Origin of the sequence: Vogesella fluminis (genome assembly GCF_014652335.1) — a bacterium.
Lineage (GTDB): Bacteria > Pseudomonadota > Gammaproteobacteria > Burkholderiales > Chromobacteriaceae > Vogesella > Vogesella fluminis.
This window is the reverse complement of the sequence record NZ_BMYP01000011.1, coordinates 42,665-65,384: the sequence shown is the minus strand read 5'-3', so window position 1 is coordinate 65,384 and position 22,720 is coordinate 42,665. Positions and strand designations below refer to the sequence as shown.

General features: G+C 62.2%; 19 protein-coding genes. 9 read left to right on the top strand and 10 right to left on the bottom strand.

The annotated features are described in order from the left end of the window. Positions 1 to 58: 58 nt before the first annotated feature. The 5 genes from IE083_RS06035 to IE083_RS06015 all read left to right on the top strand — a co-directional run bounded on the left by IE083_RS06035 (position 59) and on the right by IE083_RS06015 (position 9,003). A complete protein-coding gene (locus IE083_RS06035) occupies positions 59 to 3,748 on the top strand; it encodes a nitrate reductase subunit alpha (RefSeq protein ID WP_189352726.1) in 3,690 nt (1,229 codons plus the stop codon). Between the two features lie 90 nt (positions 3,749 to 3,838). After that, on the top strand, positions 3,839 to 5,389 hold the full coding sequence (gene narH / locus IE083_RS06030) for a nitrate reductase subunit beta (protein WP_189352725.1): 1,551 nt from the start codon (positions 3,839 to 3,841) through the stop codon (positions 5,387 to 5,389). Between the two features lie 2 nt (positions 5,390 to 5,391). After that, positions 5,392 to 6,057: a nitrate reductase molybdenum cofactor assembly chaperone gene (gene narJ, locus IE083_RS06025; RefSeq protein ID WP_189352724.1), complete on the top strand. Its 666-nt coding sequence runs from the start codon at positions 5,392 to 5,394 to the stop codon at positions 6,055 to 6,057. A 57-nt stretch (positions 6,058 to 6,114) separates the two neighbouring features. Then, complete coding sequence (narI, locus tag IE083_RS06020; protein ID WP_189352723.1) at positions 6,115 to 6,801, top strand: respiratory nitrate reductase subunit gamma; 687 nt, start codon at positions 6,115 to 6,117, stop codon at positions 6,799 to 6,801. Positions 6,802 to 7,017: 216 nt separating this feature from the next. Beyond that, complete coding sequence (locus IE083_RS06015; protein ID WP_189352722.1) at positions 7,018 to 9,003, top strand: methyl-accepting chemotaxis protein; 1,986 nt, start codon at positions 7,018 to 7,020, stop codon at positions 9,001 to 9,003. Positions 9,004 to 9,130: 127 nt separating this feature from the next. Here the strand turns inward: IE083_RS06015 and IE083_RS06010 are convergent, their stop codons facing one another. The 3 genes from IE083_RS06010 to moaC are packed head-to-tail and all read right to left on the bottom strand — an operon-like array spanning position 9,131 to position 12,212. Then, a complete protein-coding gene (locus IE083_RS06010) occupies positions 9,131 to 9,784 on the bottom strand; it encodes a response regulator (protein WP_189352721.1) in 654 nt (217 codons plus the stop codon). Then, the gene (locus tag IE083_RS06005; protein ID WP_189352720.1) at positions 9,781 to 11,682 is read right to left on the bottom strand and encodes a type IV pili methyl-accepting chemotaxis transducer N-terminal domain-containing protein; all 1,902 of its coding nucleotides are present in this window, start codon (positions 11,680 to 11,682) and stop codon (positions 9,781 to 9,783) included. Before IE083_RS06005 ends, IE083_RS06010 begins: the two co-directional genes overlap by 4 nt. A 23-nt stretch (positions 11,683 to 11,705) precedes the next feature. Then, the gene (gene moaC / locus IE083_RS06000; protein WP_189352719.1) at positions 11,706 to 12,212 is read right to left on the bottom strand and encodes a cyclic pyranopterin monophosphate synthase MoaC; all 507 of its coding nucleotides are present in this window, start codon (positions 12,210 to 12,212) and stop codon (positions 11,706 to 11,708) included. Between the two features lie 65 nt (positions 12,213 to 12,277). Between moaC and mobB the strand changes: the two genes are divergently transcribed. The 4 genes from mobB to mobA are packed head-to-tail and all read left to right on the top strand — an operon-like array spanning position 12,278 to position 14,075. Further along, positions 12,278 to 12,784 carry a molybdopterin-guanine dinucleotide biosynthesis protein B gene (gene mobB, locus IE083_RS05995; RefSeq protein ID WP_308426734.1) on the top strand — a complete coding sequence of 169 codons (507 nt, stop codon included), beginning with the start codon at positions 12,278 to 12,280 and terminating at the stop codon, positions 12,782 to 12,784. Further along, positions 12,781 to 13,032 carry a MoaD/ThiS family protein gene (locus IE083_RS05990; protein WP_189352717.1) on the top strand — a complete coding sequence of 84 codons (252 nt, stop codon included), beginning with the start codon at positions 12,781 to 12,783 and terminating at the stop codon, positions 13,030 to 13,032. The genes mobB and IE083_RS05990 overlap by 4 nt, the downstream gene beginning before the upstream one ends. A gap of 1 nt (position 13,033) precedes the next feature. Then, positions 13,034 to 13,495, top strand: a complete 462-nt coding sequence (locus IE083_RS05985) for a molybdenum cofactor biosynthesis protein MoaE (RefSeq protein ID WP_189352716.1) — start codon at positions 13,034 to 13,036, stop codon at positions 13,493 to 13,495. Beyond that, positions 13,488 to 14,075: a molybdenum cofactor guanylyltransferase MobA gene (gene mobA / locus IE083_RS05980; protein WP_189352715.1), complete on the top strand. Its 588-nt coding sequence runs from the start codon at positions 13,488 to 13,490 to the stop codon at positions 14,073 to 14,075. Before IE083_RS05985 ends, mobA begins: the two co-directional genes overlap by 8 nt. Positions 14,076 to 14,358: 283 nt before the next feature. Here the strand turns inward: mobA and IE083_RS05975 are convergent, their stop codons facing one another. The 7 genes from IE083_RS05975 to fdnG all read right to left on the bottom strand — a co-directional run bounded on the left by IE083_RS05975 (position 14,359) and on the right by fdnG (position 22,664). Continuing rightward, on the bottom strand, positions 14,359 to 15,003 hold the full coding sequence (locus IE083_RS05975; protein WP_189352714.1) for a carbonic anhydrase: 645 nt from the start codon (positions 15,001 to 15,003) through the stop codon (positions 14,359 to 14,361). 2 nt (positions 15,004 to 15,005) lie between these two features. Continuing rightward, complete coding sequence (moaA, locus tag IE083_RS05970) at positions 15,006 to 15,980, bottom strand: GTP 3',8-cyclase MoaA (protein WP_189352713.1); 975 nt, start codon at positions 15,978 to 15,980, stop codon at positions 15,006 to 15,008. A 358-nt stretch (positions 15,981 to 16,338) separates the two neighbouring features. Continuing rightward, positions 16,339 to 17,220: a formate dehydrogenase accessory protein FdhE domain-containing protein gene (gene fdhE / locus IE083_RS05965; protein ID WP_189352712.1), complete on the bottom strand. Its 882-nt coding sequence runs from the start codon at positions 17,218 to 17,220 to the stop codon at positions 16,339 to 16,341. Further along, positions 17,204 to 18,073, bottom strand: coding sequence for a formate dehydrogenase accessory sulfurtransferase FdhD (fdhD, locus tag IE083_RS05960; RefSeq protein WP_189352711.1), 870 nt, complete (start codon positions 18,071 to 18,073; stop codon positions 17,204 to 17,206). Before fdhD ends, fdhE begins: the two co-directional genes overlap by 17 nt. After that, positions 18,070 to 18,690, bottom strand: coding sequence for a formate dehydrogenase subunit gamma (locus IE083_RS05955; protein ID WP_189352710.1), 621 nt, complete (start codon positions 18,688 to 18,690; stop codon positions 18,070 to 18,072). Before IE083_RS05955 ends, fdhD begins: the two co-directional genes overlap by 4 nt. Then, positions 18,687 to 19,595, bottom strand: a complete 909-nt coding sequence (fdxH, locus tag IE083_RS05950) for a formate dehydrogenase subunit beta (RefSeq protein WP_189352709.1) — start codon at positions 19,593 to 19,595, stop codon at positions 18,687 to 18,689. The genes IE083_RS05955 and fdxH overlap by 4 nt, the downstream gene beginning before the upstream one ends. 12 nt (positions 19,596 to 19,607) lie before the next feature. Further along, positions 19,608 to 22,664 (bottom strand): formate dehydrogenase-N subunit alpha, encoded by a 3,057-nt coding sequence (fdnG, locus tag IE083_RS05945; protein WP_189352751.1) that lies wholly within the window; start codon positions 22,662 to 22,664, stop codon positions 19,608 to 19,610. Positions 22,665 to 22,720: the final 56 nt, after the last annotated feature.

Below are 22,720 nucleotides of genomic sequence, written 5' to 3'. Positions count from 1 at the left end.
GCATTCGCTTGCGGCCAACCTTTGCGGGCCGCGTTGGCGGCAAAAATACGGAGGCAAAATGAGCCATTTTCTCGACAGACTGAATTTTCTGGGCAAGGTGAAATCCACCTTCGCCGATGGCCACGGTGCGGTGGTGAAAGAAGACCGCAAGTGGGAAGACGGCTACCGTCAGCGTTGGCAGCACGACAAGATTGTGCGATCCACCCATGGCGTGAACTGTACCGGCTCCTGCAGCTGGAAGGTGTATGTGAAGAACGGCCTGATTACCTGGGAAACCCAGCAGACCGACTATCCGCGTACCCGTCCGGATCTGCCTAACCATGAACCGCGCGGCTGTCCACGCGGCGCCTCGTACAGCTGGTATGTGTACTCGGCACAGCGTGTGAAGTATCCGATGGTACGCGGCCGCCTGATGAAGCTGTGGCGCGAAGCTCGCAAGAGCATGGGTGCCATTGAGGCCTGGGAAAAAATCAGCCAGAACCCGGAAACGGCCAAACAGTACAAATCCAAGCGTGGCCAGGGCGGTTTCGTGCGCGCCAGCTGGGATGAAGTGAATGAAATCATCGCGGCATCCAATGCCTATACCATCAAGAACTACGGTCCGGACCGCGTAGTCGGCTTCTCGCCGATTCCGGCGATGTCGATGATTTCCTATGCTGCAGGTAGCCGTTACCTGTCGCTGATCGGTGGTGTGCCACTGTCGTTCTACGACTGGTACTGCGACCTGCCGCCGTCCAGCCCGCAAATCTGGGGCGAACAGACCGACGTGGCCGAATCGGCCGACTGGTACAACTCCACCTACCTGATGGTATGGGGTTCCAACATCCCGATGACCCGTACTCCGGATGCGCACTTCTACACCGAAGTACGCTACAAGGGTACCAAGACCGTTGCCGTGTCGTCCGACTTCGGCGAAATGGCCAAGTTCGGCGATATCTGGCTGGCACCGAAGCAGGGTACCGATGCCGCGCTGGCCATGGCTATGGGTCATGTCATCTTCAAGGAATTCCACCTTGATAATCCATCGGCCTATTTCACCGATTACATCCGCCAGTACACCGACATGCCAATGCTGGTGGCGCTGCGTCAGGACGGCAGCCGTTACGTGCCGGATTATTTCCTGCGTGCGTCCAACCTGGCCGACAATCTGGGTGAAGACAACAACCCGGAATGGAAGACCCTGGTGCTGGACGAAAATACCGGCAACATCGTGGCGCCTACCGGTTCGGTCGGCTTCCGCTGGGGTCAGTCCGGCAAGTGGAATCTGGAAGAGAAGAACGGCAAGGACGACAGCGCAGTCAAGGCGCGCCTGTCGCTGATCGACAATCGTGATGACGTGGTCGGTGTTGCCTTCCCGTATTTCGGTTCCGAGCACGACGAACTGCTGACCCGCAATGTACCGGTCAAGCACATCACGCTGGCTGATGGCAAGCAGGCACTGATAACCACCGTATTCGACCTGATGGCGGCCAACTACGGTATCGACCGTGGTCTCGGCGGTAGCAACGTGGCGAAGGATTACTTCGACGACGTGCCATACACCCCGGCCTGGCAGCAGAAACATACCGGTGTCAAGCCGGAGATGGTAATCCAGGTGGCGCGCGAATTCGCGAAGAACGCCGACCAGACCCGCGGCAAGTCGATGGTGATCGTCGGTGCTGCGCTGAACCACTGGTACCACATGGACATGACCTACCGCGGTATCATCAACATGCTGATGATGTGCGGTTGTATCGGCCAGAGCGGTGGCGGTTGGTGTCACTACGTGGGCCAGGAAAAACTGCGTCCGCAGACCGGCTGGGCTCCGCTGGCATTTGCCGCCGACTGGGTGCGTCCGTCGCGCCAGATGAACGGCACCAGCTTCTTCTACGCGCACACCAGTCAGTGGCGCCATGAAAAACTGGGCGCTGACGAAATCCTGTGCCCGACTGCCGATGGCAGCATGAGCCAGATGGCGATGATCGACTACAACGCCAAAGCCGAGCGCATGGGCTGGCTGCCGTCGACACCGCAGCTGACCACCAACCCGCTGGACGTGGTGCGCGACGCCGAGGCCGCCGGCAAGGATCCGATCGCCTATGCGGTGGAAAACCTGAAGTCCGGCAAGCTGGACATGTCGTGTAACGACCCGGACAACCCCAAGAACTTCCCGCGCAACATGTTCGTGTGGCGTTCCAACATTCTGGGTTCTTCCGGCAAGGGCCATGAATACTTCCTGAAGTACCTGCTGGGTACCCAGAACGCAGTGATGAATGACGAAGAAGGCTGCATCAAGCCGACGGAAATCACGGTGCGTCCTGCTGCAGAAGGTAAGCTGGACCTGTTGGTGGTGCTGGACTTCCGTATGTCCACTACCTGCCTGTATGGCGATATCGTGCTGCCGACTGCAACCTGGTACGAGAAGGACGACCTCAACACGTCCGACATGCACCCGTTCATCCACCCGCTGTCGGAAGCTGTACAGCCGCTGTGGCAAGCGAAGAGTGACTGGGAGATCTACAAGGGCTTCGCCAAGGCGATCTCGGAAGTGGGTGGCGATTACCTGGGGACCCGCAAGGACCTGGTATTGACCCCGCTGATGCACGATACACCGGAAGAGCTGGGCCAGCCGTTCGATCCGCGCGACTGGAAAAAAGGCGAGTGCGAGCCAATCCCGGGCAAAACCATGCCGAAAATGACTGTGGTCGAGCGCGATTACAGCAAGATCTACGACAAGTTCACCTCCATCGGCCCGTTGCTGGAGAAGGTGGGCAACGGCGGCAAGGGTATTGCCTGGAAGACAGGTCATGAAGTGGATATCCTGCGCGGCCTGAACAAGACCGTGGCCAGCGGTATCGCTGCCGGCCAGCCGAAGCTGAATACCGCTATCGACGCCGCCGAGATGATCCTGACCCTGGCACCGGAGACTAACGGTCACGTCGCGGTCAAGGCCTGGGAGGCGCTGTCCAAGATCACCGGTCGAGACCACACTCATCTGGCGCTGCCACGCGAGCACGACAGCATCCGCTTCCGTGACGTACAGGCACAGCCGCGCAAGATCATTTCCTCGCCGACCTGGTCTGGTCTGGAAAGCGAAGAAGTCAGCTATAACGCCGGCTACACCAACGTGCATGAGCTGATTCCATGGCGTACCATCACCGGCCGCCAGCAGTTCTACCAGGATCACCAGTGGATGCGTGCCTTTGGTGAAGGGCTGTGCGTGTACAAGCCGCATATCGACCTGAAGACTACCAAGGCTATTCTGGGCAAGAAGCCGAACGGTAACAGCGAGATCGTGCTGAACTGGATTACTCCGCACCAGAAGTGGGGTATCCACAGTACTTACTCCGACAACCTGCGCATGCTGACGCTGTCGCGTGGCGGCCCGCACGTCTGGGTCTCCGAGATCGACGCCAAGAAGGCTGGCATCGTCGACAACGACTGGATCGAGGTGTTCAACGTCAACGGTACACTGACCGCCCGCGCCGTGGTATCGCAGCGCGTGCCGGAAGGCATGAGCCTGATGTACCACGCCCAGGAAAAGATCGTGAACGTGCCAGGGGCGGAAACCAGCGGCAAGCGCGGTGGTATTCACAACTCGGTAACGCGGGCGGTGATCAAGCCGACGCACATGATCGGTGGTTATGCACAACTGGCCTGGGGCTTCAACTACTACGGCACCGTCGGCTCCAACCGCGACGAATTCGTGATCGTACGCAAGATGAAGAACGTGGACTGGCTGGACAAGCCGCTGGCTGATAACGCCTAAACCCTTTTGGCCGCGAAGCCCGCGCCGGCATGCAGTGACGCTGTAAGGTGTCGTGCGCGGGGTTTGTCGCAAAAAAACAGGAGTATCACAATGAAAATCCGTGCCCAAATCGGTATGGTGCTCAACCTCGACAAGTGCATTGGTTGCCATACCTGTTCGGTAACCTGCAAGAACGTGTGGACCAGTCGCGACGGTGTCGAATACGCGTGGTTCAACAACGTCGAGACCAAGCCCGGCATCGGCTATCCCAAGGACTGGGAAAACCAGGACAAATGGCAGGGTGGCTGGGTGCGCAAGCCCAACGGCAAGCTGGAGCCGCGCCAGGGTGGCCGCCTGAAGATTCTCGCCAACGTGTTCGCCAACCCGAACCTGCCGGCAATCGACGAATACTACGAGCCGTTCACCTACGACTACGAACATCTGCAGAACGCGCCGGAAATGATCACGCCGCCAACCGCACGCCCGGTCTCGGTGCTGACCGGCAAGAAGATGGACAAGATCGAGTGGGGTCCGAACTGGGAAGACGATCTGGGTGGCGAATTCAGCAAGCGTTCCAAGGATGCGCTGTTCGAAGGCATCCAGAAGGAGATGTACTCGGCGTTCGAGAACACCTTCATGATGTACCTGCCGCGCCTGTGCGAACACTGCCTGAATCCGGCCTGCGTCGCCAGCTGCCCATCCGGCTCCATCTACAAGCGTGAAGACGACGGTATCGTGCTGATCGACCAGGACAAGTGCCGCGGTTGGCGCATGTGCGTATCGGGCTGCCCGTACAAGAAGATCTACTACAACTGGACTACCGGCAAGGCAGAGAAGTGTATCTTCTGCTACCCGCGTATCGAAGCCGGCCAGCCGACCGTGTGCTCCGAGACCTGCGTTGGCCGCATCCGTTACCTGGGTGTGCTGCTGTACGATGCCGACAAGATCGAAGCCGCTGCCAGCGTGGAGGATCCGAAGAGCCTGTACGAAGCGCAACTGGGCGTATTCCTTGACCCGAACGCGCCGGAAGTGATTGCCGAAGCCAAGAAGCAGGGCATTCCAGATGCCTGGCTCACCGCGGCACAGAACTCGCCGGTGTACAAGATGGCCATGGAATGGAAAGTGGCGTTCCCGCTGCATCCGGAATATCGCACGCTGCCGATGGTGTGGTACATCCCGCCGCTGTCGCCGATCCAGTCCGCACTGGAAAACGGCCTGGTTGGCGAAAACGGCATCATTCCGGACGTCAAGGATCTGCGCATCCCGATCCAGTATCTGGCCAACCTGCTGACTGCCGGCAAGGAAGAACCGGTGGTGAAGGCGCTGGAAACCATGGTTGCCATGCGCCGCTATATGCGCAAGAAGAGCGTGGAGAAGGTTGTTGACGAAAGCACGCTGAAGGGGACGCATCTCAAGGCCGCGCAAGTGGAAGAGATGTATCAGGTAATGGCGATCGCCAACTACGAAGACCGCTTCGTGATCCCGTCCAGCCACAAGGAAATGGTGGAAAACACCTTCGAAGATAAGGCCAGCTGCGGTTTCACTTTCGGCAATGGCTGCTCTGGCGGGGTTTCCGAGCCTAGCCTGTTCGGCAAGAAAAAGGCATCGCCTATCGTATTCCACGATATGCGTCGCGACCGCAAGGCTAACGCCGGAGGCTGATCATGCACAACCCGATGATTTATCGTGCGCTGGCGGCGCTGTTGGGTTACCCACAGCCCGACCTGATCGCTGCGCTGCCGGAAATCCGTGCAGTGCTGGCCGACGATGCCACCTTGGTGGCGGCTGTCGAGCCGCTGCTGCAGCGTTTGGGCAGTGGCGAGCTGATCGAGGTGCAGCAGGACTATGTACAAATTTTCGACCGTAGTCCGTCGCACTCGCTGCACCTGTTCGAGCATGTTCATGGCGAGGACCGTGCCCGTGGCCAGGCGATGGTAGACCTGATCGAAGAGTACAAGGCGCACGGCTTCGAGCCGGTCAGCGAAGAGCTGCCCGACTACGTGCCGCTGTTCCTGGAGTTCCTGTCGTTGTGCGAGGCAGATGAGGCCAAGCGCCTGCTCGGTGATGCCGTACATGTACTGGCTCATCTTGCGGGCAAGCTGGTGGAGAGTGGCAGCGACTATGCCGGTGTGCTTCGGGCGCTGGTGTCGTTGTCACCGGTGGCTCCGGAGCCGCTGTCGGTGCCGCCGATTCGTGATATGGACGAAGCGCTGGAAACCTTTGGCCCCGGTGCCGATGGTGTTGAGCCGCTGCTGAAGCCCTCGCTGCCGCAGATCGCCCCAGTCAATTTCTACCCCCGTCAACCTGGTGGACATGCGGCCACGCCGTGACCCGTTGATTCCGTCTTGCGGCCAACGTGCAAGGTTGGCCGCGACAAGGAGAGACAAATGGATTACTTGCATCAATTCGTTTTCGGGATCTATCCCTACATTGCGCTGGCAATTTTCCTGCTAGGCAGCCTGATGCGCTTTGAGCGCGAGCAATACAGCTGGAAGAGTGAATCCAGCCAGCTGTTGCATCGCGGCAGCCTGCGCTTGGGCAACATCCTGTTCCACCTTGGCATTATCGGCCTGTTCTTCGGCCACCTGGTCGGCCTGCTGACCCCGGTGGCGGTATGGGACGCGCTGGGCGTATCGCACAGCTTCAAACAGGGCTTCGCAATGACCATGGGCGGCATCATGGGTACCTTGTGCCTTATCGGTCTGCTGCTGCTGCTGTCTCGCCGCTTGGGCAACGACCGCCTGGCGGCCAACACCACCTGGCGTGACAAATTGGTACTGCTGTGGATTCTGGCCACGCTGGTGCTTGGTCTGTCCACAATCTTTGTGTCCGCCCAGCACATGGACGGCCATGAGATGGTGCTGCTGATGACCTGGGCGCAACACGTGGTCACCTTCCGTGGCGACGCCGCGCAGTTCATCGTCGACGCCTCGCCGGTGTTCAAGGCCCACCTGTTCATGGGCATGTCGCTGTTTGTGATCTTCCCGTTCACCCGTCTGGTGCACGTATGGAGCGGCTTTGGTGCCGTTACCTACCTCGGTCGCAGCTGGCAGCTGGTGCGTCCACGCCGTTAATAAGTAATGCTGTAAAAAAAAGGCCTGATTTCACAGTCAGGCCTTTTTTGTGTTTATAATGTCTGTGCATATTGCAGTACAAGGTATTATTGCGGTACTGCCAAGCGGACTGGCCGGATCATTGCAGTGCGTCATGCTTGGTGCTTGCGACAAAATAAAAAATAGCTGTTTCAGAACACATCTGCCACGATTTCTCTACCCACCGGAGTTAATGCCATGCTTTCCCGTCTCAGTATCGGCGGCAAGCTGATCCTGCTTGTCCTGCCTTTTGGCCTGATGACCTTCTTCCTTGCCTCCACGCTATCGTTGCAGCGTTACAGTTTTCTTGGCGACATGCAGCAAGCCAGGCAGCTGGTAACGGTATCGACCCTGGCGTCCACTCTGGTGGACACGCTGCAGACCGAGCGCGGCCTGAGTAATGGCTATCTCAGCGGGCAGGGTGCCGTTCCGGCCGGCCTGAGCGAGGCACGGGTCAAGGCTGATGCCGCATTGAAAGCTCTGGAAAATATGGTGCCGACACTGCCGGAGGGTGAGGTCAGGCAGCATGCCAATACCGTGGCCAGTGGCGTGCGCAGCCTGTTGGGACAGCGTGCCGCAATTGACAACCGCAGCCTGGCGGCACCAGCCGCCTTTGCTGCCTACAGCCAGCAAATCGAAGCACAAATCGGGCTGGTGGCCGGCCTTGCTACGGCCTCCGATGAAGGTGATGTCATCCGCTTCAGTGCGGCCTTGTCCAATCTGCTGTGTACCAGAGAGTATGCCGGCCGTGAACGTGGCTTCGTCAATGGTGTGCTGGCGGCAGGAGGTCTGACCCAGACCAGTCTTGGCCAGGCCATCGGCTTGCAGGCATACCAGGATGCCTGCGCCGGGCAGTTGCTGCTGCTGGCGCCGCCGGAGCTGGCCCAATCGCTGAAACCATTCCTGCAGTCTGATGCCGCCGCGGCCCTGAAACAGTTGCGCGCCACAGTCTATGGTGCCGAACCGGGTATGCCGTCGAGCGTAACGCCGGAGCAATGGTTCACTGCCACATCGGCACAAATGGGCCAGTTGAGGATCGCACAGGAAAAACTGTTGCAGCAGCTGGATGAAGTCGTTGCGCAGAAAATGGATGAAGCCCGCAACAGCCTGCTGGTTACCCTGGGTGGCACCTTGCTGCTATCGCTGCTGTTGCTGGTCGGTGGCCTGGCCGTATACCGCAGCATCCGCAAGCCGGTGATGTATCTGGAGCAGTTGATGACCAGCATGAGCCGTGATCTGGATCTGGCACCACGGGCGAGGCTGGATGGCAATGATGAGATTGCACGCATGGGACGTGCCTTTGACGAGCTGGTCGGCGCTTTTGCCGGCACCCTGAAGGTAGTGAAAAGCAATGCTCATAGCCTGATGAGTGCGGCCGAGGCGTTGCAGGCAGTGTCAGCGCGGGCGGCGTCTGCTGCCGAGGCGCAGAGTGAATCGTCGACCCAGATGGCTGCAGCGGTGGAGGAGATGACCGTCGGTATTGCCTCGGTGCGTGACAACACCCACGACAACCTGGCCGTAGCACAGCAAATGCGCCAGGGTGTCAATGCCGGTCGTGAGCGGATGCAGGAAACAACCGAGGCGATGCAGCATACCGCCGGCTCGCTGGACAGTGCCGGTGAGGTGATCGTCAGTCTGGCCGACAAGTCGCAGAGTATCCGTCAGATCATCACGGCAATCCGTGATATCGCCGACCAGACCAACCTGCTGGCGCTCAATGCGGCGATCGAGGCTGCTCGTGCTGGCGAAATGGGCCGCGGCTTTGCCGTCGTCGCCGACGAGGTGCGCAAGCTGGCGGAGCGCACCGGCAAGGAAACGGTGGAGATCACCCAGCTGATCGAGGTAATCACCAACGAAACGGCCAATGCTGCCGGCCAGATGCGCACCGCACGTACGCGCATGGACAGCGGCCTGGATCTGGTGCGGGCCACCTTGCAGGATCTGGACGGTATCCATGATGAAGCCAACCAGTCCGCAGCCAAGAGCCAGGATACGGCAGCAGCGATGCAGCAGCAGGCCGCAGCCAGCAACGAGGTCGCCGTCAATATCAGCCGCATCGCGGCATTGGCTGAAGACAATGCGCTGATCGTGGATGAAGCGGCGGCGCTGTCGACGCAGCTGAACCGGACTGCGACCGAACTGGTGGCGCAGGTCGATCGCTTCAAGCACACCTCGCAAGCCTGAAGCGCGTTTTTCATCCGGCAATGACGATGCGGCCAACCTTGTTCAAGGTTGGCCGCATTGTTTTGGGTGCGGGGTGGATACCCCTGCCACCTGTCAGCCGTAGAGTGCCAGTGGTTGCGGCAGGTTCTCAGGCCTTGTCCAGACCGTGCTCCACTGCATATACCGCGGCCTGTACCCGGCTGCTCAGGCCAAGCTTGCGCAGGATGTTCTGCACGTGCACCTTGATGGTGCTTTCCGCCAGGTCCAGCGCACGGGCGATTTCCTTGTTACTGGCGCCGGAGGCGAGGTAGCTGAGTGTTTCGCGCTCGCGCGGAGTCAGGCTCTCCAGCTCCGGGTTGCGCGTTTCGATTGTCGGGGTGCGCAGTCGTGCTACCAGTTTGGCCGTCATTTCCGGGGACAGTACGCTGTCACCGTCTACTGCCCGGCGGATGCTGCTGAGCAGAAAATCGGCATTGATGTTTTTCAGCAGATAGCCGCGTGCACCACTCTTCATGCATTCTGCAAGATCTTCACCATCTTCTGATACGGTCAGCATCAGTACGGCCTGCTGTGGTTGGGTAACCAGAATCTGCGACAGCGCATCGCGGCCATGCATGACCGGCATGTCCAGATCCAGCAGTACGACATCGGGTTTCTGCTGCTCAGTCAGTTTTACGCCTTCCAGTCCGTCGGCAGCTTCGCCAATGACTTCCAGGTCAGGCTGGCGTTGCAATAGTGCCTTGAGGCCGCTGCGGAACAGGGTATGGTCGTCGATCAATAAAATGCGGATGGGGGTGTTCATGCAGCTTGTCTTTCTGTGTGCGGCAGGGTGAGGGTGACGGTGGTGCCGCCTCCGTCACGGCTGTCGATCCGGATATGGGCGTTGATGCGGGAGGCACGCTCTTGCATGATGGATATGCCGACGTGGCGCGCCTGGCGTGCTGCCAGCATTGCGGCATCGAAGCCGCAGCCATCATCACTGATGCGCATTACAAAGTCGTTCTGATTGTTGATGTCGATATCGACACGGTTTGCCTGTGCGTGTTTGCGCACATTGGACAGTGCTTCCTGCAAGATGAAGATTACCTGCAGCTGTTGTTCCGGATCCAGCGGCAAGCCGTTGCCGCGCAGTTGGTGCTGGGTGAGTACCCGGGTCTGCTGTTCGAAACGCTTGAGCAAGGTGTTGACGGCATCCGGGAAGTTTTCCTTGCTGATGCGGGTGCGGAAGTTGAGCAGGAGTTCACGTACATCGTCATAGCATTCCTGCACTCCGGTCTTGATGAATGCCAGATTTTCACGGGCCTGCTCGTCGTGCGTGTCGCCAAGTGCGCTTTCCAGCATTTGCACCTGCAGATTCAGGAACGATAGTGACTGTGCGATGCTGTCATGCAGGCCTTGTGCCATCAGGTTGCGCTCTTCCGAGACGGCAAACTGCCGGTCGCGCGCGGCAAGCCGGATGTTTTCGATGGCAACGCCAAGATGGCTGCCCAGTGTTTCGATCAAAAACTGCTCCTGTGCGCTGAGGCGGGTGTCATCGTCAAAATAGAGCGTAAAGATGCCGACGTTTTGCTGGTTGGCCCGGATGTGGAAGATCGACACGCTGTGGAAGCCGGCACGCTCGCAATGTTTCTGTTCTTTTTGGGGTAGTTCACGGAAGAAACGGATCACGGCACTGGGTTGGTCGACGGCATCGCCACAGTAGCAGCCATTGATATGGATACAGTCGTGCGTATAGACCAGATCGTCCGGCAGGCCGATCTGCGCTACCGGCTCCAGCTTGCCGCGCTTGCTGTCGACGATGCGCACGCTGGCTGCATCGGCATTGGTCAGATGGATCAGGCGTTCGATGAAGCCCTTGCACATGGTGTTGAGGTCGTGCGACTCGTGCAGGTAGGCCGTGACGCTGTAAAGTGCGGTCAGCTGGTGGTTTTTTTCGTCCAGCGAGCGGGTCTTGTCACGAACCTTGTCTTCCAGTGTCGCGTAGAGTTCCTGCAGGCGGCCGGCCATCTGGTTGAAGCCGGTAGCGAGGATGGCGAATTCGTCGTTGCCGACTACCGGTACCCGCGTTGCCAGTTCACCGTCCCGTACCTGCACGATGGCCTCGCCCAGTTCATTCAGCGGGCGGATGATCAGCAGGAACATCAGGAACATCATGGTGATGGCGCCGAAGACGGCCATCGCCATTAGTGTCATCTGGAAGAAGCGCAATAGCGTGGTATTGCGTGCGTTGTCCTCTTCCACCAGCCGTACCAGGCGATCGATGCGGTTGACAAAGGCGCCAAGGTCGATGTCTGGCGGCGGGTTTTTCGGATCGAGCTTTTCCCTTGTCATGTTTGGCAGCATGTCATGCTGCCAGTAGCGGGCAATTTCAGCGGCCTGTGCGCGTACTTCCGCGTTGTCGGGAAGGAATAACGGTCGTCCCGGATCGCCCTTGCGCAATCGTGCCATGGTGTCGCTGAAGCGGGCGGCTTCCTGCCCGATCTGTGCGGGATTGGCGCCTTCGCTGACCAGCAGTGCAACACGGTAGCTGCGCATGCGCAGGCTGCCGGCATCATTGATGGCGGCAGCGCCGCCTTCCAGTTTCCATGACAGTACCAGGGTATAGCCGATGGAGGTCATCGCCAGCACCAGCCAGATGATAGTCAGGATCAGTAGCTTGCTGGACAGGCTGCGTACGGAGGGCGGGGCAGGCAGGGGCATGATTTAGTTCGTCCGGCGTATGGTCAGCACTGGCTGTGCGGCGCAGAATCGCTGCTGCCGGCTTGCCAGTGGCCGCTCTTGCCACCCTGTTTTTCCAGCAGGCGCACGCCATCGATCTGCATGCCGCGGTCCACCGCCTTCAGCATGTCATAAACAGTAAGCAGGCCGGCCATCACGCCACTGAGTGCTTCCATTTCCACACCGGTGCGACCGACGGTTTCGCTGGTAACAAAAATATGTACTCGCGACAGGGCCTCTTCCACGCTGAAATCGACATTCACGCGGGTCAATGCCAGCGGATGGCATAGCGGGATCAGGCTTGCCGTTTGCTTGGTGCCCTGAATGGCGGCGAGGCGGGCGATGCCGATAACGTCGCCTTTTTTGGCGTTGCCGTCCTGCAGCAGGGTGAAGGTGGTCGGCTGCATGGTGATGTGGCCGGTAGCCACGGCTATGCGGCGGGTCTCCGGCTTGTCGCCGACATCGACCATGTGGGCCTGGCCTGCGGCATTGAAGTGGGTAAGCGGATTCATCTGGATCATCAAATATAGGGTTGGGTCGAACGATAGCGCCGTATGGCGCAGATCACAATCCACCAATGGGGGATGCTATGCAAAAAGTGTTGGGTATTGCCGGCTGGTCCGGTAGCGGCAAAACCACATTGATAGGCGGACTATTACCGTTGCTGGCGGCTCACGGGCTGACGGTTTCGGTGATCAAGCACAGTCATCATGATATCGAGCTGGATGTTGCCGGCAAGGACAGCCGGCGCCATCGTGCCAGCGGTGCACACGAGGTGATGGTAGTATCACCCTACCGTTTTGGCCTGTTTGCCGAAACGCCGCAGCCGCTAACGTTGCAGCAGCAGCTGTCAAGGTTGGCCGCAGTCGATCTGGTGCTGCTGGAAGGCCAGAAGACATTGCCGCTGCCGCGCATCGAGGTGCATCGTGCCGCTTGCGGCAAGCCGTGGCTGTATCCGGATGACCCGTTCGTGATCGCACTGGCCACCGATACCGCAACGGCCACCACTTTACCGCAATTGCCGCTGGATGACCATGACGCGATTGCCGGTTTTATTGTTAACTGGCTGAAGGATTCTGCATGAGTATCACGCTACTGTATTTTGGTGTTCTGAAGGATGTGCTGGGGCGTAGCGAGGAAACGCTAGCCTGGGATGGCGGCAGCAGCACGGCCCTGCTTGCGCAGCTGCGTACGCGCGGCGAAGACTGGGCGGCGGCACTGGCGCCGGGCAAGGTATTCCGCCTGGTGGTTAACCAGCAGATCGTGCATGGCGAGGTGCCGGTTCCCGATGGCGCCGAGGTCGGCATTCTGCCGCCGGTGACCGGAGGCTGACATGTATTGCGATGTTACCGTACAAACCGCCGCTTTCGATCTGGGTGCCGAGGAGCTGGCGCTGCGCGCGCATGCCGGTGATGCGGGAGCACTGGTGGCATTTCAGGGCATGGTACGTGCCCACGATGAAGCCACCCCGCTGGCGGCGCTATTCCTCGAACACTATCCCGGTGTAACCGAGGCGGAAATCCGCCGTATCGCCGGCCAGGCAGCGGCACGCTGGCCGCTGAGTGCCTGTCGTGTCATCCATCGCGTCGGAGCGCTGGTGCCGGGCGAGCCCATCGTCCTGGTGCTCATCGCCGCCGGCCACCGTGTCGGCGCCTTTGCCGCCGCCGAATACCTGATGGACTACCTGAAGACGCAGGCCCCGTTCTGGAAGCGCGAGGATTTTGTCGACGGCAGCAGCCGCTGGGTCGAGGCCAAGGCCAGCGACGACGCGGCCTGCGAGCGCTGGCATGACTGAGCCGGTTGCCGTATTGCTGCTGGCCGGCGGCGAAGGCCGGCGCATGGGCGGCCGGGACAAGGGCCTGCTGCCATGGTGCGGCCAACCTTTGTACCGCCACGTGCTGGCACGGCTGGCACCGCAGGCCGGCTGGCTGGCGATCAGCGCCAACCGTCATCTGGACGATTACGCGGCCAGCGGCCACGCCGTATTCGCCGACGAGGCGGCCTGGCAGGGCATGGGGCCGTTGGCCGGTGTCGCCACTCTGGCGGACAAGCTGCCGGACGGCATCGACTACGTGCAGCTGGTGCCGTGTGATGCACCATTGCTACCGGATGATCTGGTAGCGCGACAGCTGGCCATCCTGCAGGCGGAGCCGTGCGCCGACGCCTGTTGTCCCAGTACCATCAACGGGCCGCAGCCAGTTTGTGCGCTGCTGCGCCGCGGCGCACTGGTCCGGCTGCCGGACTACCTGGCCGGCGGCGGGCGCAGCCTGCGCGGTTTTCTTGCGCTGCTGGAGTGCCGCGTTGCCGATTTTGACGATACCCGCGCCTTCAGCAATCTCAACGATCCGCAATCGCTGGCCCGCCTCGGCGAGTAGGCTGACGCGCTCGCGCGGGGCGATCCGGAAACATTGCGGCCAACCTTGTACAAGGTTGGCCGCAATGTTTTGCAGGCATCGGCTTACCGCTTTTCCCGGTGCCGGATGTTGGTGATGACCCGCTGGCGGACTTGTGCAGGATACGCCTCGGGTGCCATGCCAATCGCTATCGCGGGATGGTCAAGGCAGGGAGCGGCGGCAATCGGGGGGTGGCCGGACTTGTTTGCCGCAGACACAAAAAATGGCGCCGCGAGGGCACCATGTCGCATGCAAGGAACGGGATTTATTGCTGGCCGAGCGGGCAGACCAGCGGTATGAACTGGTTGGACGGGGCATCCAGTCCCCACAGCGTGCCATCGTTCAGATCGAAATACCAGCCGTCAAGAGTGACTTCGCCGGCCTTTACCTTGTCCGCCAGCCACGGGTAAGTCAGCAGGTTGTTGAGTGATACCAGAATGCCGGCCTGCTCGCAGCGGCGCAGGCGGCTGGCTTCGTCTTCTGCCGCGTGATGGCGGTAGACCAGTTCGCGGGCCGGGGCGGCAATATTCAGCCAGTGCGTCAGGGCACTGTCCTGTGGTGTGCTGCGCAGCATCAGGGCGCGGATGCCGCCGCAGCCGGCATGCCCCATCACGATGATACGTGCTACCTGCAGGCTCAGTACGGCAAATTCCAGGGCCGCGGCAACGCTGGCATGCTGGTTGTCCGGGGAGTGGGGTGGTACCAGATTGGCGACGTTGCGGATCACGAACATCTCGCCGGGCTGGCTGCCCATCAGTGCTGGCGGATGTACGCGTGAATCGCAGCAGGCGATCACCAGTGTGACCGGCCGCTGGCCATGACGCAGTGCGGCAAACAGGTCGTTTTCGGGCGAGAAATATTGCTGCTGGAAGCGGCGAAAACCTTCCAGCAGTGGGTCGGCCAGCGGCATGGTCAACCTCCGGTCATCGACATGAAACGTACGATGCGCGTTGGTTTTTCGATGAATTCGTGCTTTTCCGGTTTTAGTTCGATGGCATTGCGGATGGCGGTTTCCAACTCGGCGTCGCTGCAACCGGCGCGCAGCAGCGGGCGCAGTTCGAAGCGTTCTTCCTGTCCCAGGCACATGTACAGCGTGCCGTCCACCGACAGTCGCACGCGGTTGCAACTGGCACAGAAATGCTGCGAGATCGGGGTGATCAGGCCGAGGGTGAAGCGACCATCCGGCGTGCGCCAGTAGCGGGCCGGGCCGCCGCCCAGCGGCTGGTCCGATGGCAGCAGGCCGAAGCGCGGCTGTAGTTGTGCCAGCAGTTTTTGCAGGTCGAGGCCGGCTGCATGTTGCCCGGTGCTGCCCATCGGCATTGCCTCGATCAGGCGCAGGATGAAGCCGTGCTCGATGCAGAATGCGACCATGGCTTCGATATCGCCGTCGTTGACGCCCTGCATCGGCACCATGTTGATCTTGATGCTGTCGAAGCCGGCCTGGCTGGCGCTGGCGAGGCCGGACAGTACTTTGTCCAGGCAGTCGCTGCCGGTGATGTGGCTGACGCAATCGCCGCGCAGCGAATCGAGACTGACATTGATGCGGTTGACCCCGGCATCGCGCAGCGCTTGCGCCTGTTGGCTGAGTTGGGTGGCGTTGGTGGTCAGCGACAGGTCATCGACGCCTTCCAGTGCTGACAGGCTGGCGGCCAGTGCCGGCAGGTTGCGGCGCAGCAGCGGCTCGCCGCCGGTCAACCGGAAATGGCGGGTGCCCAGGCGGCTGAACACGGCCACCACGCGGGTGATCTCGTCGAAGGTCAGCCAGTTGCCCGGTTCCTCAAAGTCCTTGAAGCCTTTGGGAATGCAATAAGTACAGCGCAGGTCGCAGCGATCGGTGACTGAAATGCGCAGGTAGTCGATAGTGCGGCCGAAGCGGTCTGACAACATGCGGTGTCCTTCCAAGGTAAATGGGGATTATGCCTCATTTTACGCACTGCCAGACAGCCTGCCAGCTACACAAAGCATTACCGCAGCTAGACCGTAAGAACTAGGGCCTGTTGACGTTTCGTTTGTAGATCGCGTTTGAGTCAAAACCGGCCGGAACAAGGTGCAGCACGTGCCGCGCAGTATTCCAGGGGCAAACCCGGCAACGCCGCAGTTGATGGCTTATCCGGCCTGTTCTTGGGGGCCGGCTTTGCCCGGCGCATCGCTTTGTCAAACGGCCCTGGCCGGGAATAACCCTGCGGCGGGCCGTTTTCACGCGCTGCCGCTTGCCGCGCGGGGTGAAACGGTGCGTTTGCCGGGGTCAATCCCGTGCTGGCAGGAAGCAGGGATTAAAGCCGATGCGGCCGTAGCCGGCATCGCCGGCGAGCAGGTCCAGCGTCAGCGACGCCACGTCGTCGGCAAAAGCGTCGGCATTGGCATCCTGCAGGCGCGACACCACCTTCAGCGCGCCGTGGCAGCTGTCGCAGCACTCCAGCTCCTGCGTGCCGCGATGGGCGTGCGGCTGCTTGCGGTCCGGCTGCGGCGCGGCGGCGTCACGGTCGGCGAGGCTGTGGTACTGCAGCTGGCGGGTGTTGCCGCAGGCGACGCACTTGACGCGGCTGACGTGCCATTCGCTGGCGCACAGCGAACAGCAGACGTGGCGCACGGCGTGGCCGCTATCGCCACGGCGCAGTACGGACGCCACCGGCAGGCCGCCGCAGGCCGGGCAGCATGCCGTCTCGCCGGCCGGCAGCGCGGCGACATCCTGCTGCCGCACGACGATGGTGGCCTGCACCTGCAGGGCGGCGCCGAGCAAGGGCCAGGCGGCGGCCAGCGGGCTGTGCGCGTCGTACCGGCCGTGGCGCAGCGCGTCGGCCAGCGCCTGCAGCGCGGCATCGTCCAGCACCAGCAGGCATAGCAGCGCACTGTGACTGTCCGGCGGCAGCTCGACGTCAAGGTGGCGTCGCAGCAGCGTCAGCAACTGGCGCAGGCTGGCGCTGTCGGCCACCGCGTGTTCCACCCGGGTGGCCAGGCAGGCGTGCTGGGCGCGGGCCAGTGCGGCACAGAACAGCAGGAAATCGCGCAGCGGGTGGTTTGCGGCCAACGTTTGCAGGCGTTCGGCACGGCGGCTGAACACGGTCAGGGTTGCCAGGCGCAGCGCCGGTGTCGCGGCGTGGGCGGCAGTATCAATAAACTGGGTCATGGTGGGGTCTCGTCAATTCGGGGCGGATCAGGCGCGGCAGCTGGCTGTAGGCCACCAGCCGCCCGGGGCGGGCGAAACCGGCCAGCAGCAGGCCGCAGGATTCGGCCAGCGCCACCGCGTAGGCGGTTGGTGCCGATACCGCCACCAGCGCGGCGATGCCGGCGCTGGCGGTCTTTTGCACCATCTCGTAGCTGGCGCGGCTGGAAACCAGCACGAAGCCGTCGCCGGTATCGATCCGCTGCCGGCGCAGCGCACCGATCAGCTTGTCCAGCGCGTTGTGGCGGCCGACGTCCTCGCGCGCCAGCAGGATGTCGCCGTCGGCGTTGCAGAAGGCGGCACCGTGCGCGGCGCCAGTGGCGTGGTGCCACGGCTGCCAGTGCGGCAGCTCCGCCACCGCGCGGGCGACCGCGGCGGCGCGCAAGCTTGGCCGCAACGGTAGCGGCGCGATGGTCTGCGCCACCGCGTCCAGGCTGTCGACGCCGCACAGGCCACAGCCGGTACGGCCGGCCATGCTGCGCCGGCGCTGTTTCAGCGCGGCAAAACGGGCGCTGGCGATCTCCAGTTGCAGCTCGATGCCGCCGGTTGCGGTGATGATCTCGCAGTCGTACAGCTCATCGGGGGCGTGCAGGATGTGCTCGCTCAGCGAAAAGCCGAGCGCGAAGTCGGCCAGATCGCAGGGCGTGGCCAGCAGCACCGCGTGCGACACGCCGTTGTACACCATCGCCACCGGCACTTCTTCGATCAGCTGGTCTTCGGCAAGGTTGGCCGCAGCCCCTGCCAGCCGCAGCACCGGCAAGTGGCGGCTGGCCGGTAGCGCATCGGCCGCCTGCGGCAACGGGCAGCGGCCGCTCATTTCTGCTTGCCCGTCACTTCGCGGTACCAGCGCGGGTGGTGCTTCTTCGCCCAGGCATGGCTGACCACGCCTTCCACCATCGCGCGGATGGTGCCTTGCACCCAGAACGCGGCATACACGTGCACGATGATGCCGGCGATCAGGATGGTTGCCGCCCAGGCATGCGCCAGCAGCGCGATGCGGATCAGCGGGATCGGGAAGTGGCCGGCGAAATAGGGCCGCCAGGCAATGATGCCGGAGGCCAGCAGCACGGCCATGCATGCGCACATCAGCCAGAACATGCCTTTCTGGCCGCCGTTGTACTTGCCGGTGTCGCCGACCTCGTGGCCCTGCATCACCGTTTTCACCGACTTCATCCACTGGATGTCGTCACGCGTCAGCAGGTTGTGGTGCCAGTAGCGGAAGAACTGCCGTGCAAAGGCGACGGACATCAGCACGCCGACAAAAGGGTGCACGATGCGCGCCAGTTGCGGGGTGCCGAATACGCCGGTGAGCCAGAAGAAGGCCGGGTAGAAGAACGCCAGGCCGGATAGCGCCAGCAGGATGAAGCAGACGGCGACAATCCAGTGGTTGATGCGCTCGGCGGCGGAATAACGCCGGATCAGTTGCGGTTTCATGCCTTGTCCTCCTGTTTTTCCTTGCGGCCAACGTTGGCCGCAGTGTCATCCTCCTCGTCGTCGGCGTGGTTGGGGCCGACGGTGATGTAGTGGAAGAAACCGAACAGGCCGGCGGCGGCGATGCCGACGGTAGCCAGCGGCTTGAGCCAGCCCTTCCACAGCTGCACGGCAGGGCTGATCTGCGGGTCCTTGGGCAGGCCCGAGTACTGCTGCGGCTTGTCGGCGTGGTGCAGCACGTACATCACGTGGGTGCCGCCCACGCCTTGCGGGTCGTACAGGCCGGCACCGGCGTAGCCACGGGTTTTCAGGTCGGCCACACGGCTGGCAGCGAGCTGCTTCATGTCTTCCTTGCTGCCGAACTGGATGGCGCCGGTAGGGCAGGTCTTGACGCAGGCCGGCTCCATGCCCACCGCCACGCGGTCGGAACACATGGTGCACTTGTAGGCCTTGTTGTCCTGCTGGCTGATGCGCGGCACGTTGAACGGGCAGCCGGAGATGCAGTAGCCGCAGCCGATGCAGTTTTCCTGGTGGAAGTCGACGATGCCGTTGCTGTACTGGATGATGGCGCCCGGCGACGGACAGGCCTTCAGGCAGCCGGGGTCGGCGCAGTGCATGCAGCCGTCCTTGCGGATCAGCCACTCCAGCTTGCCGTTGCTCTCTTCCTCGGCGAAGCGCATCACCGTCCAGGCGTCGGCGGACAGGTCGGTCGGGTTGTCGTAGACGCCGATGTTGTGGCCGACTTCCTCGCGGATGTCGTTCCACTCTGAGCACGCCACCTGGCAGGCCTTGCAGCCGATACAGGTGGACACGTCGATCAGCTTGGCGATCTCGATGGTCTTGCGCGCTTGCGGGCTGGCCGTGGGGCTGGCGGAGCGGCGGGTAATGTCCAGGGATTGCAATGCCATGTCCGGCGCTCCTTATGCTTTTTCCAGGTTGACGAGGAAAGACTTGTACTCCGGGGTCTGCGTGTTGCAGTCGCCCACCGCCGGCGGCAGGCTGTTGGTGAGGTAGCCCTTCTGCGCCACACCCTCCCAGCCCCAGTGCAGCGGGATGCCGATCTGGTGCACGGTCTGGCCGTTGACCTTCAGCGCCATCAGCCGCTTGGTGACCACCGCCTTGGCCTTGATGAAGCCGCGCTTGGAGCTGACCTTCACCGTGTCGCCCTGGACGATGCCTTTTTCGCGCGCCAGCGCCTCGCCGATCTCGACGAACTGCTCCGGCTGCGCGATGGCGTTGAGCAGCACCGACTTGGTCCAGAACTGGAAGTGTTCGGTCAGCCGATAGGTGGTGCCCACGTACGGGTAGTCGTGATGGGTGCCCAGGCGCTCGCGGTCGGTGTTGAAGATGCGCACCGCCGGGCTGCTGACCACTTTCGGGTGCAGCGGGTTGGTGCCGATCGGGCTTTCCATCGGCTCGTAGTGCTCGGGGAAGGGGCCGTCGGCCAGCTTGTCGGTGCAGAACAGCCGCGCCACGCCCTCCGGGTTCATGATGAACGGGTTCATGCCGCTATCGGGGCCGGCATCGGCCTTGAAGTCGGGGATGTCGGCACCGGCCCATTTTTCGCCGTTCCAGCCGATCAGCTTGCGCTTGGCGTCCCACGGCTGGCCGGCCGGGTCGCAGCTGGCGCGGTTGTACAGGATGCGGCGGTTGGCCGGCCACGCCCAGGCCCAGCCGGGGGTGTTGCCCAGGCCGGTGTCGCTGTTGTCGCGGCGTGCCATCTGGTTGCCGGCCTGCGTCCAGCAGCCGGCAAAGATCCAGCAGGCGCTCGCGGTGCTGCCGTCGTCTTGCAGCGCGGCAAAGCCGGGGATCTGCTCGCCTTTCCTGGCCAGGAATTTCCCCGGCTCTTTCGGGTCCGGCAGGTCGGCCAGTGCCTTGCCGTTCATTTCCTTGGCCAGTTCCTCCGGCGACGGTGCCGCCGGGTCGCGGTAGTTCCACGCCACGTTGAGGATAGGCTCAGCCACCTTGCCGCCTTCCTTGCGGTACTGCTCGCGCAGCGCGGTGAACAGCTCGCCGATGATCTCGTTGTCACCCTTGGCCTCGCCCGGCGCGTCGGCGCCTTTCCAGTGCCACTGCAGCCAGCGGCTGGAGTTGACGATGGCGCCGTCTTCTTCGGCAAAGCAGGTGGACGGCAGGCGGAACACCTCGGTCTGGATCCTGGCCGGGTCGACGTCGTGACTGTCGCCGTGGTTCTGCCAGAAGGTAGAGGTCTCGGTGGCGATCGGGTCGATGATCACCATGTATTTCAGCTTGGAGAACGATTCGGTGACCTTGTTGGCGTCGGGGAAGGACGCCAGCGGGTTGAAGCCCTGCACGATGAAGCCGTTCATCTTGCCCTGGTGCATCAGCTCGACGATGTGCAGCACGTCGTACAGCTTGTCCCACTTCGGCAGCCAGTGGTAGCCCCAGTCGTTGTCCTGGCGCGCGTTGTCGCCCCACAGCCACTTCATCAGGCTGACGAAGAACTTCGGTGTATTGCCCCAGTAGTTCATCTGCCCCGGCTGCAGCGGCTTGGGCGTGGTCTTGGCGAGGTAGCTGGCGAAGTCGGGGTGGTCTTTTTCGTTGGGCAGCGTCAGGTAGCCGGGCAGGCTGGTCGACAGCAGGCCGAGGTCGGACAGCCCCTGGATGTTGGAGTGGCCGCGCAGCGCGTTCACGCCGCCGCCGGGCATGCCCATATTGCCCAGCAGCAGCTGGATGATCGCCATGGTGCGGATGTTCTGCGCGCCCACGGTGTGCTGCGTCCAGCCCAGCGCGTACAGGATGGTGCCGACCTTGTCCGGACGCGCGGTTTCGCCCAGCTGTTTGCAGACTTCGAGGAAGCCATCCACCGGCGTGCCGCACAGGTTGGTGACCACTTCCGGCGTGTAGCGGGCGAAGTGCGCCTTCATCAGCTGCCACACACAGCGCGGATGCTGCAGCGTGGGGTCGGTTCTGGCGTTGCCGGCCTCGTCCAGCGCGTAAGTCCAGCTGCTGTGGTCGTACTTGTCCTTGGCCTCGTCGTAGCCGGAAAACAGGCCGTCCTCGAAGGCAAAGCCGTCGCCGACGATGAAGCTGGCGTTGGTGTAGGCCTTCACGTAGTCCCAGTGGATCTTGTCGTTGGCGATCAGCCAGTTGATGACGCCGCCGAGGAAGGGGATATCGGCACCGGCGCGGATCGGCAGGTAGAGGTCGGACACCGCGGCGGTGCGGTTGTAGCGCGGATCGACCACCATCAGCTTGCTGCCGCGGGTCTTCTTGGCTTCGATGGCCCATTTGAAGCCGACCGGGTGCGCCTCGGCGGCGTTGCCGCCCATCACCAGGATGAAGTCGGCGTTCTTGATGTCGACCCAGCTGTTGGTCATCGCGCCGCGGCCGAAGGTGGACGCCAGCGCCGACACCGTCGGGCCGTGACAGACGCGCGCCTGCGCGTCGGTGGCGATGATGCCCAGGCTGCGCAGGAATTTCTGGGTGATGATGCCGGTCTCGTTGGAGCCGGCGGAGGCGGTCAGCATGGCGGTGGTCAGCCAGCGGTTGACCGGCACGCCGTCAGCGTTGGTCGCGACGATGTTGGCGTCGCGGTCGGCCTTCATGTGGCGGGCGATGCGGTGGATGGCGTCGTGCCAGCCGATGCGTTTCCACTCGCTGCTGCCAGCCTCGCGCACTTCCGGGTATTGCAGCCGTTTCGGGCTGTGGATGAAGTCGAGCAGGCCGGCGCCTTTCGGGCACAGCGAGCCGCGGCTGACCGGGTGATCCGGATCGCCCTCAATGTGGAAGATCTCCGACTTGGCGTTCCTGGCGCCATCGCCGAGGCTGTACAGGATCACGCCGCAGCCGACCGAGCAGTAGGTACAGGTGTTGCGCGTCTCCCTGGCGCCCATCAGCTTGTACTGGCGCACCTCGGCCAGCGCCTGGCTGGGGCTGAAGCCCATGCCCACCAGGCTAGCGGTGCCGATCTGCGCCGCGCTCAGTTTGAAGAACTGCCGCCGGTTCACTTCCATCATGGCTCTCCTCTTGTTTTTGGGTTGTCGCGTTTGACGCGGGCGAGCCCGCGCAA

Coding starts and splice junctions, on each gene's coding strand:
- IE083_RS06035 (WP_189352726.1), top strand. CDS start 59: ATGAGCCATTTTCTCGACAGACTGAATTTTCTGGGCAAGGTGAAATCC.
- narH (WP_189352725.1), top strand. CDS start 3,839: ATGAAAATCCGTGCCCAAATCGGTATGGTGCTCAACCTCGACAAGTGC.
- narJ (WP_189352724.1), top strand. CDS start 5,392: ATGCACAACCCGATGATTTATCGTGCGCTGGCGGCGCTGTTGGGTTAC.
- narI (WP_189352723.1), top strand. CDS start 6,115: ATGGATTACTTGCATCAATTCGTTTTCGGGATCTATCCCTACATTGCG.
- IE083_RS06015 (WP_189352722.1), top strand. CDS start 7,018: ATGCTTTCCCGTCTCAGTATCGGCGGCAAGCTGATCCTGCTTGTCCTG.
- IE083_RS06010 (WP_189352721.1), bottom strand. CDS start 9,784: ATGAACACCCCCATCCGCATTTTATTGATCGACGACCATACCCTGTTC.
- IE083_RS06005 (WP_189352720.1), bottom strand. CDS start 11,682: ATGCCCCTGCCTGCCCCGCCCTCCGTACGCAGCCTGTCCAGCAAGCTA.
- moaC (WP_189352719.1), bottom strand. CDS start 12,212: ATGAATCCGCTTACCCACTTCAATGCCGCAGGCCAGGCCCACATGGTC.
- mobB (WP_308426734.1), top strand. CDS start 12,278: ATGGGGGATGCTATGCAAAAAGTGTTGGGTATTGCCGGCTGGTCCGGT.
- IE083_RS05990 (WP_189352717.1), top strand. CDS start 12,781: ATGAGTATCACGCTACTGTATTTTGGTGTTCTGAAGGATGTGCTGGGG.
- IE083_RS05985 (WP_189352716.1), top strand. CDS start 13,034: ATGTATTGCGATGTTACCGTACAAACCGCCGCTTTCGATCTGGGTGCC.
- mobA (WP_189352715.1), top strand. CDS start 13,488: ATGACTGAGCCGGTTGCCGTATTGCTGCTGGCCGGCGGCGAAGGCCGG.
- IE083_RS05975 (WP_189352714.1), bottom strand. CDS start 15,003: ATGCCGCTGGCCGACCCACTGCTGGAAGGTTTTCGCCGCTTCCAGCAG.
- moaA (WP_189352713.1), bottom strand. CDS start 15,980: ATGTTGTCAGACCGCTTCGGCCGCACTATCGACTACCTGCGCATTTCA.
- fdhE (WP_189352712.1), bottom strand. CDS start 17,220: ATGACCCAGTTTATTGATACTGCCGCCCACGCCGCGACACCGGCGCTG.
- fdhD (WP_189352711.1), bottom strand. CDS start 18,073: ATGAGCGGCCGCTGCCCGTTGCCGCAGGCGGCCGATGCGCTACCGGCC.
- IE083_RS05955 (WP_189352710.1), bottom strand. CDS start 18,690: ATGAAACCGCAACTGATCCGGCGTTATTCCGCCGCCGAGCGCATCAAC.
- fdxH (WP_189352709.1), bottom strand. CDS start 19,595: ATGGCATTGCAATCCCTGGACATTACCCGCCGCTCCGCCAGCCCCACG.
- fdnG (WP_189352751.1), bottom strand. CDS start 22,664: ATGGAAGTGAACCGGCGGCAGTTCTTCAAACTGAGCGCGGCGCAGATC.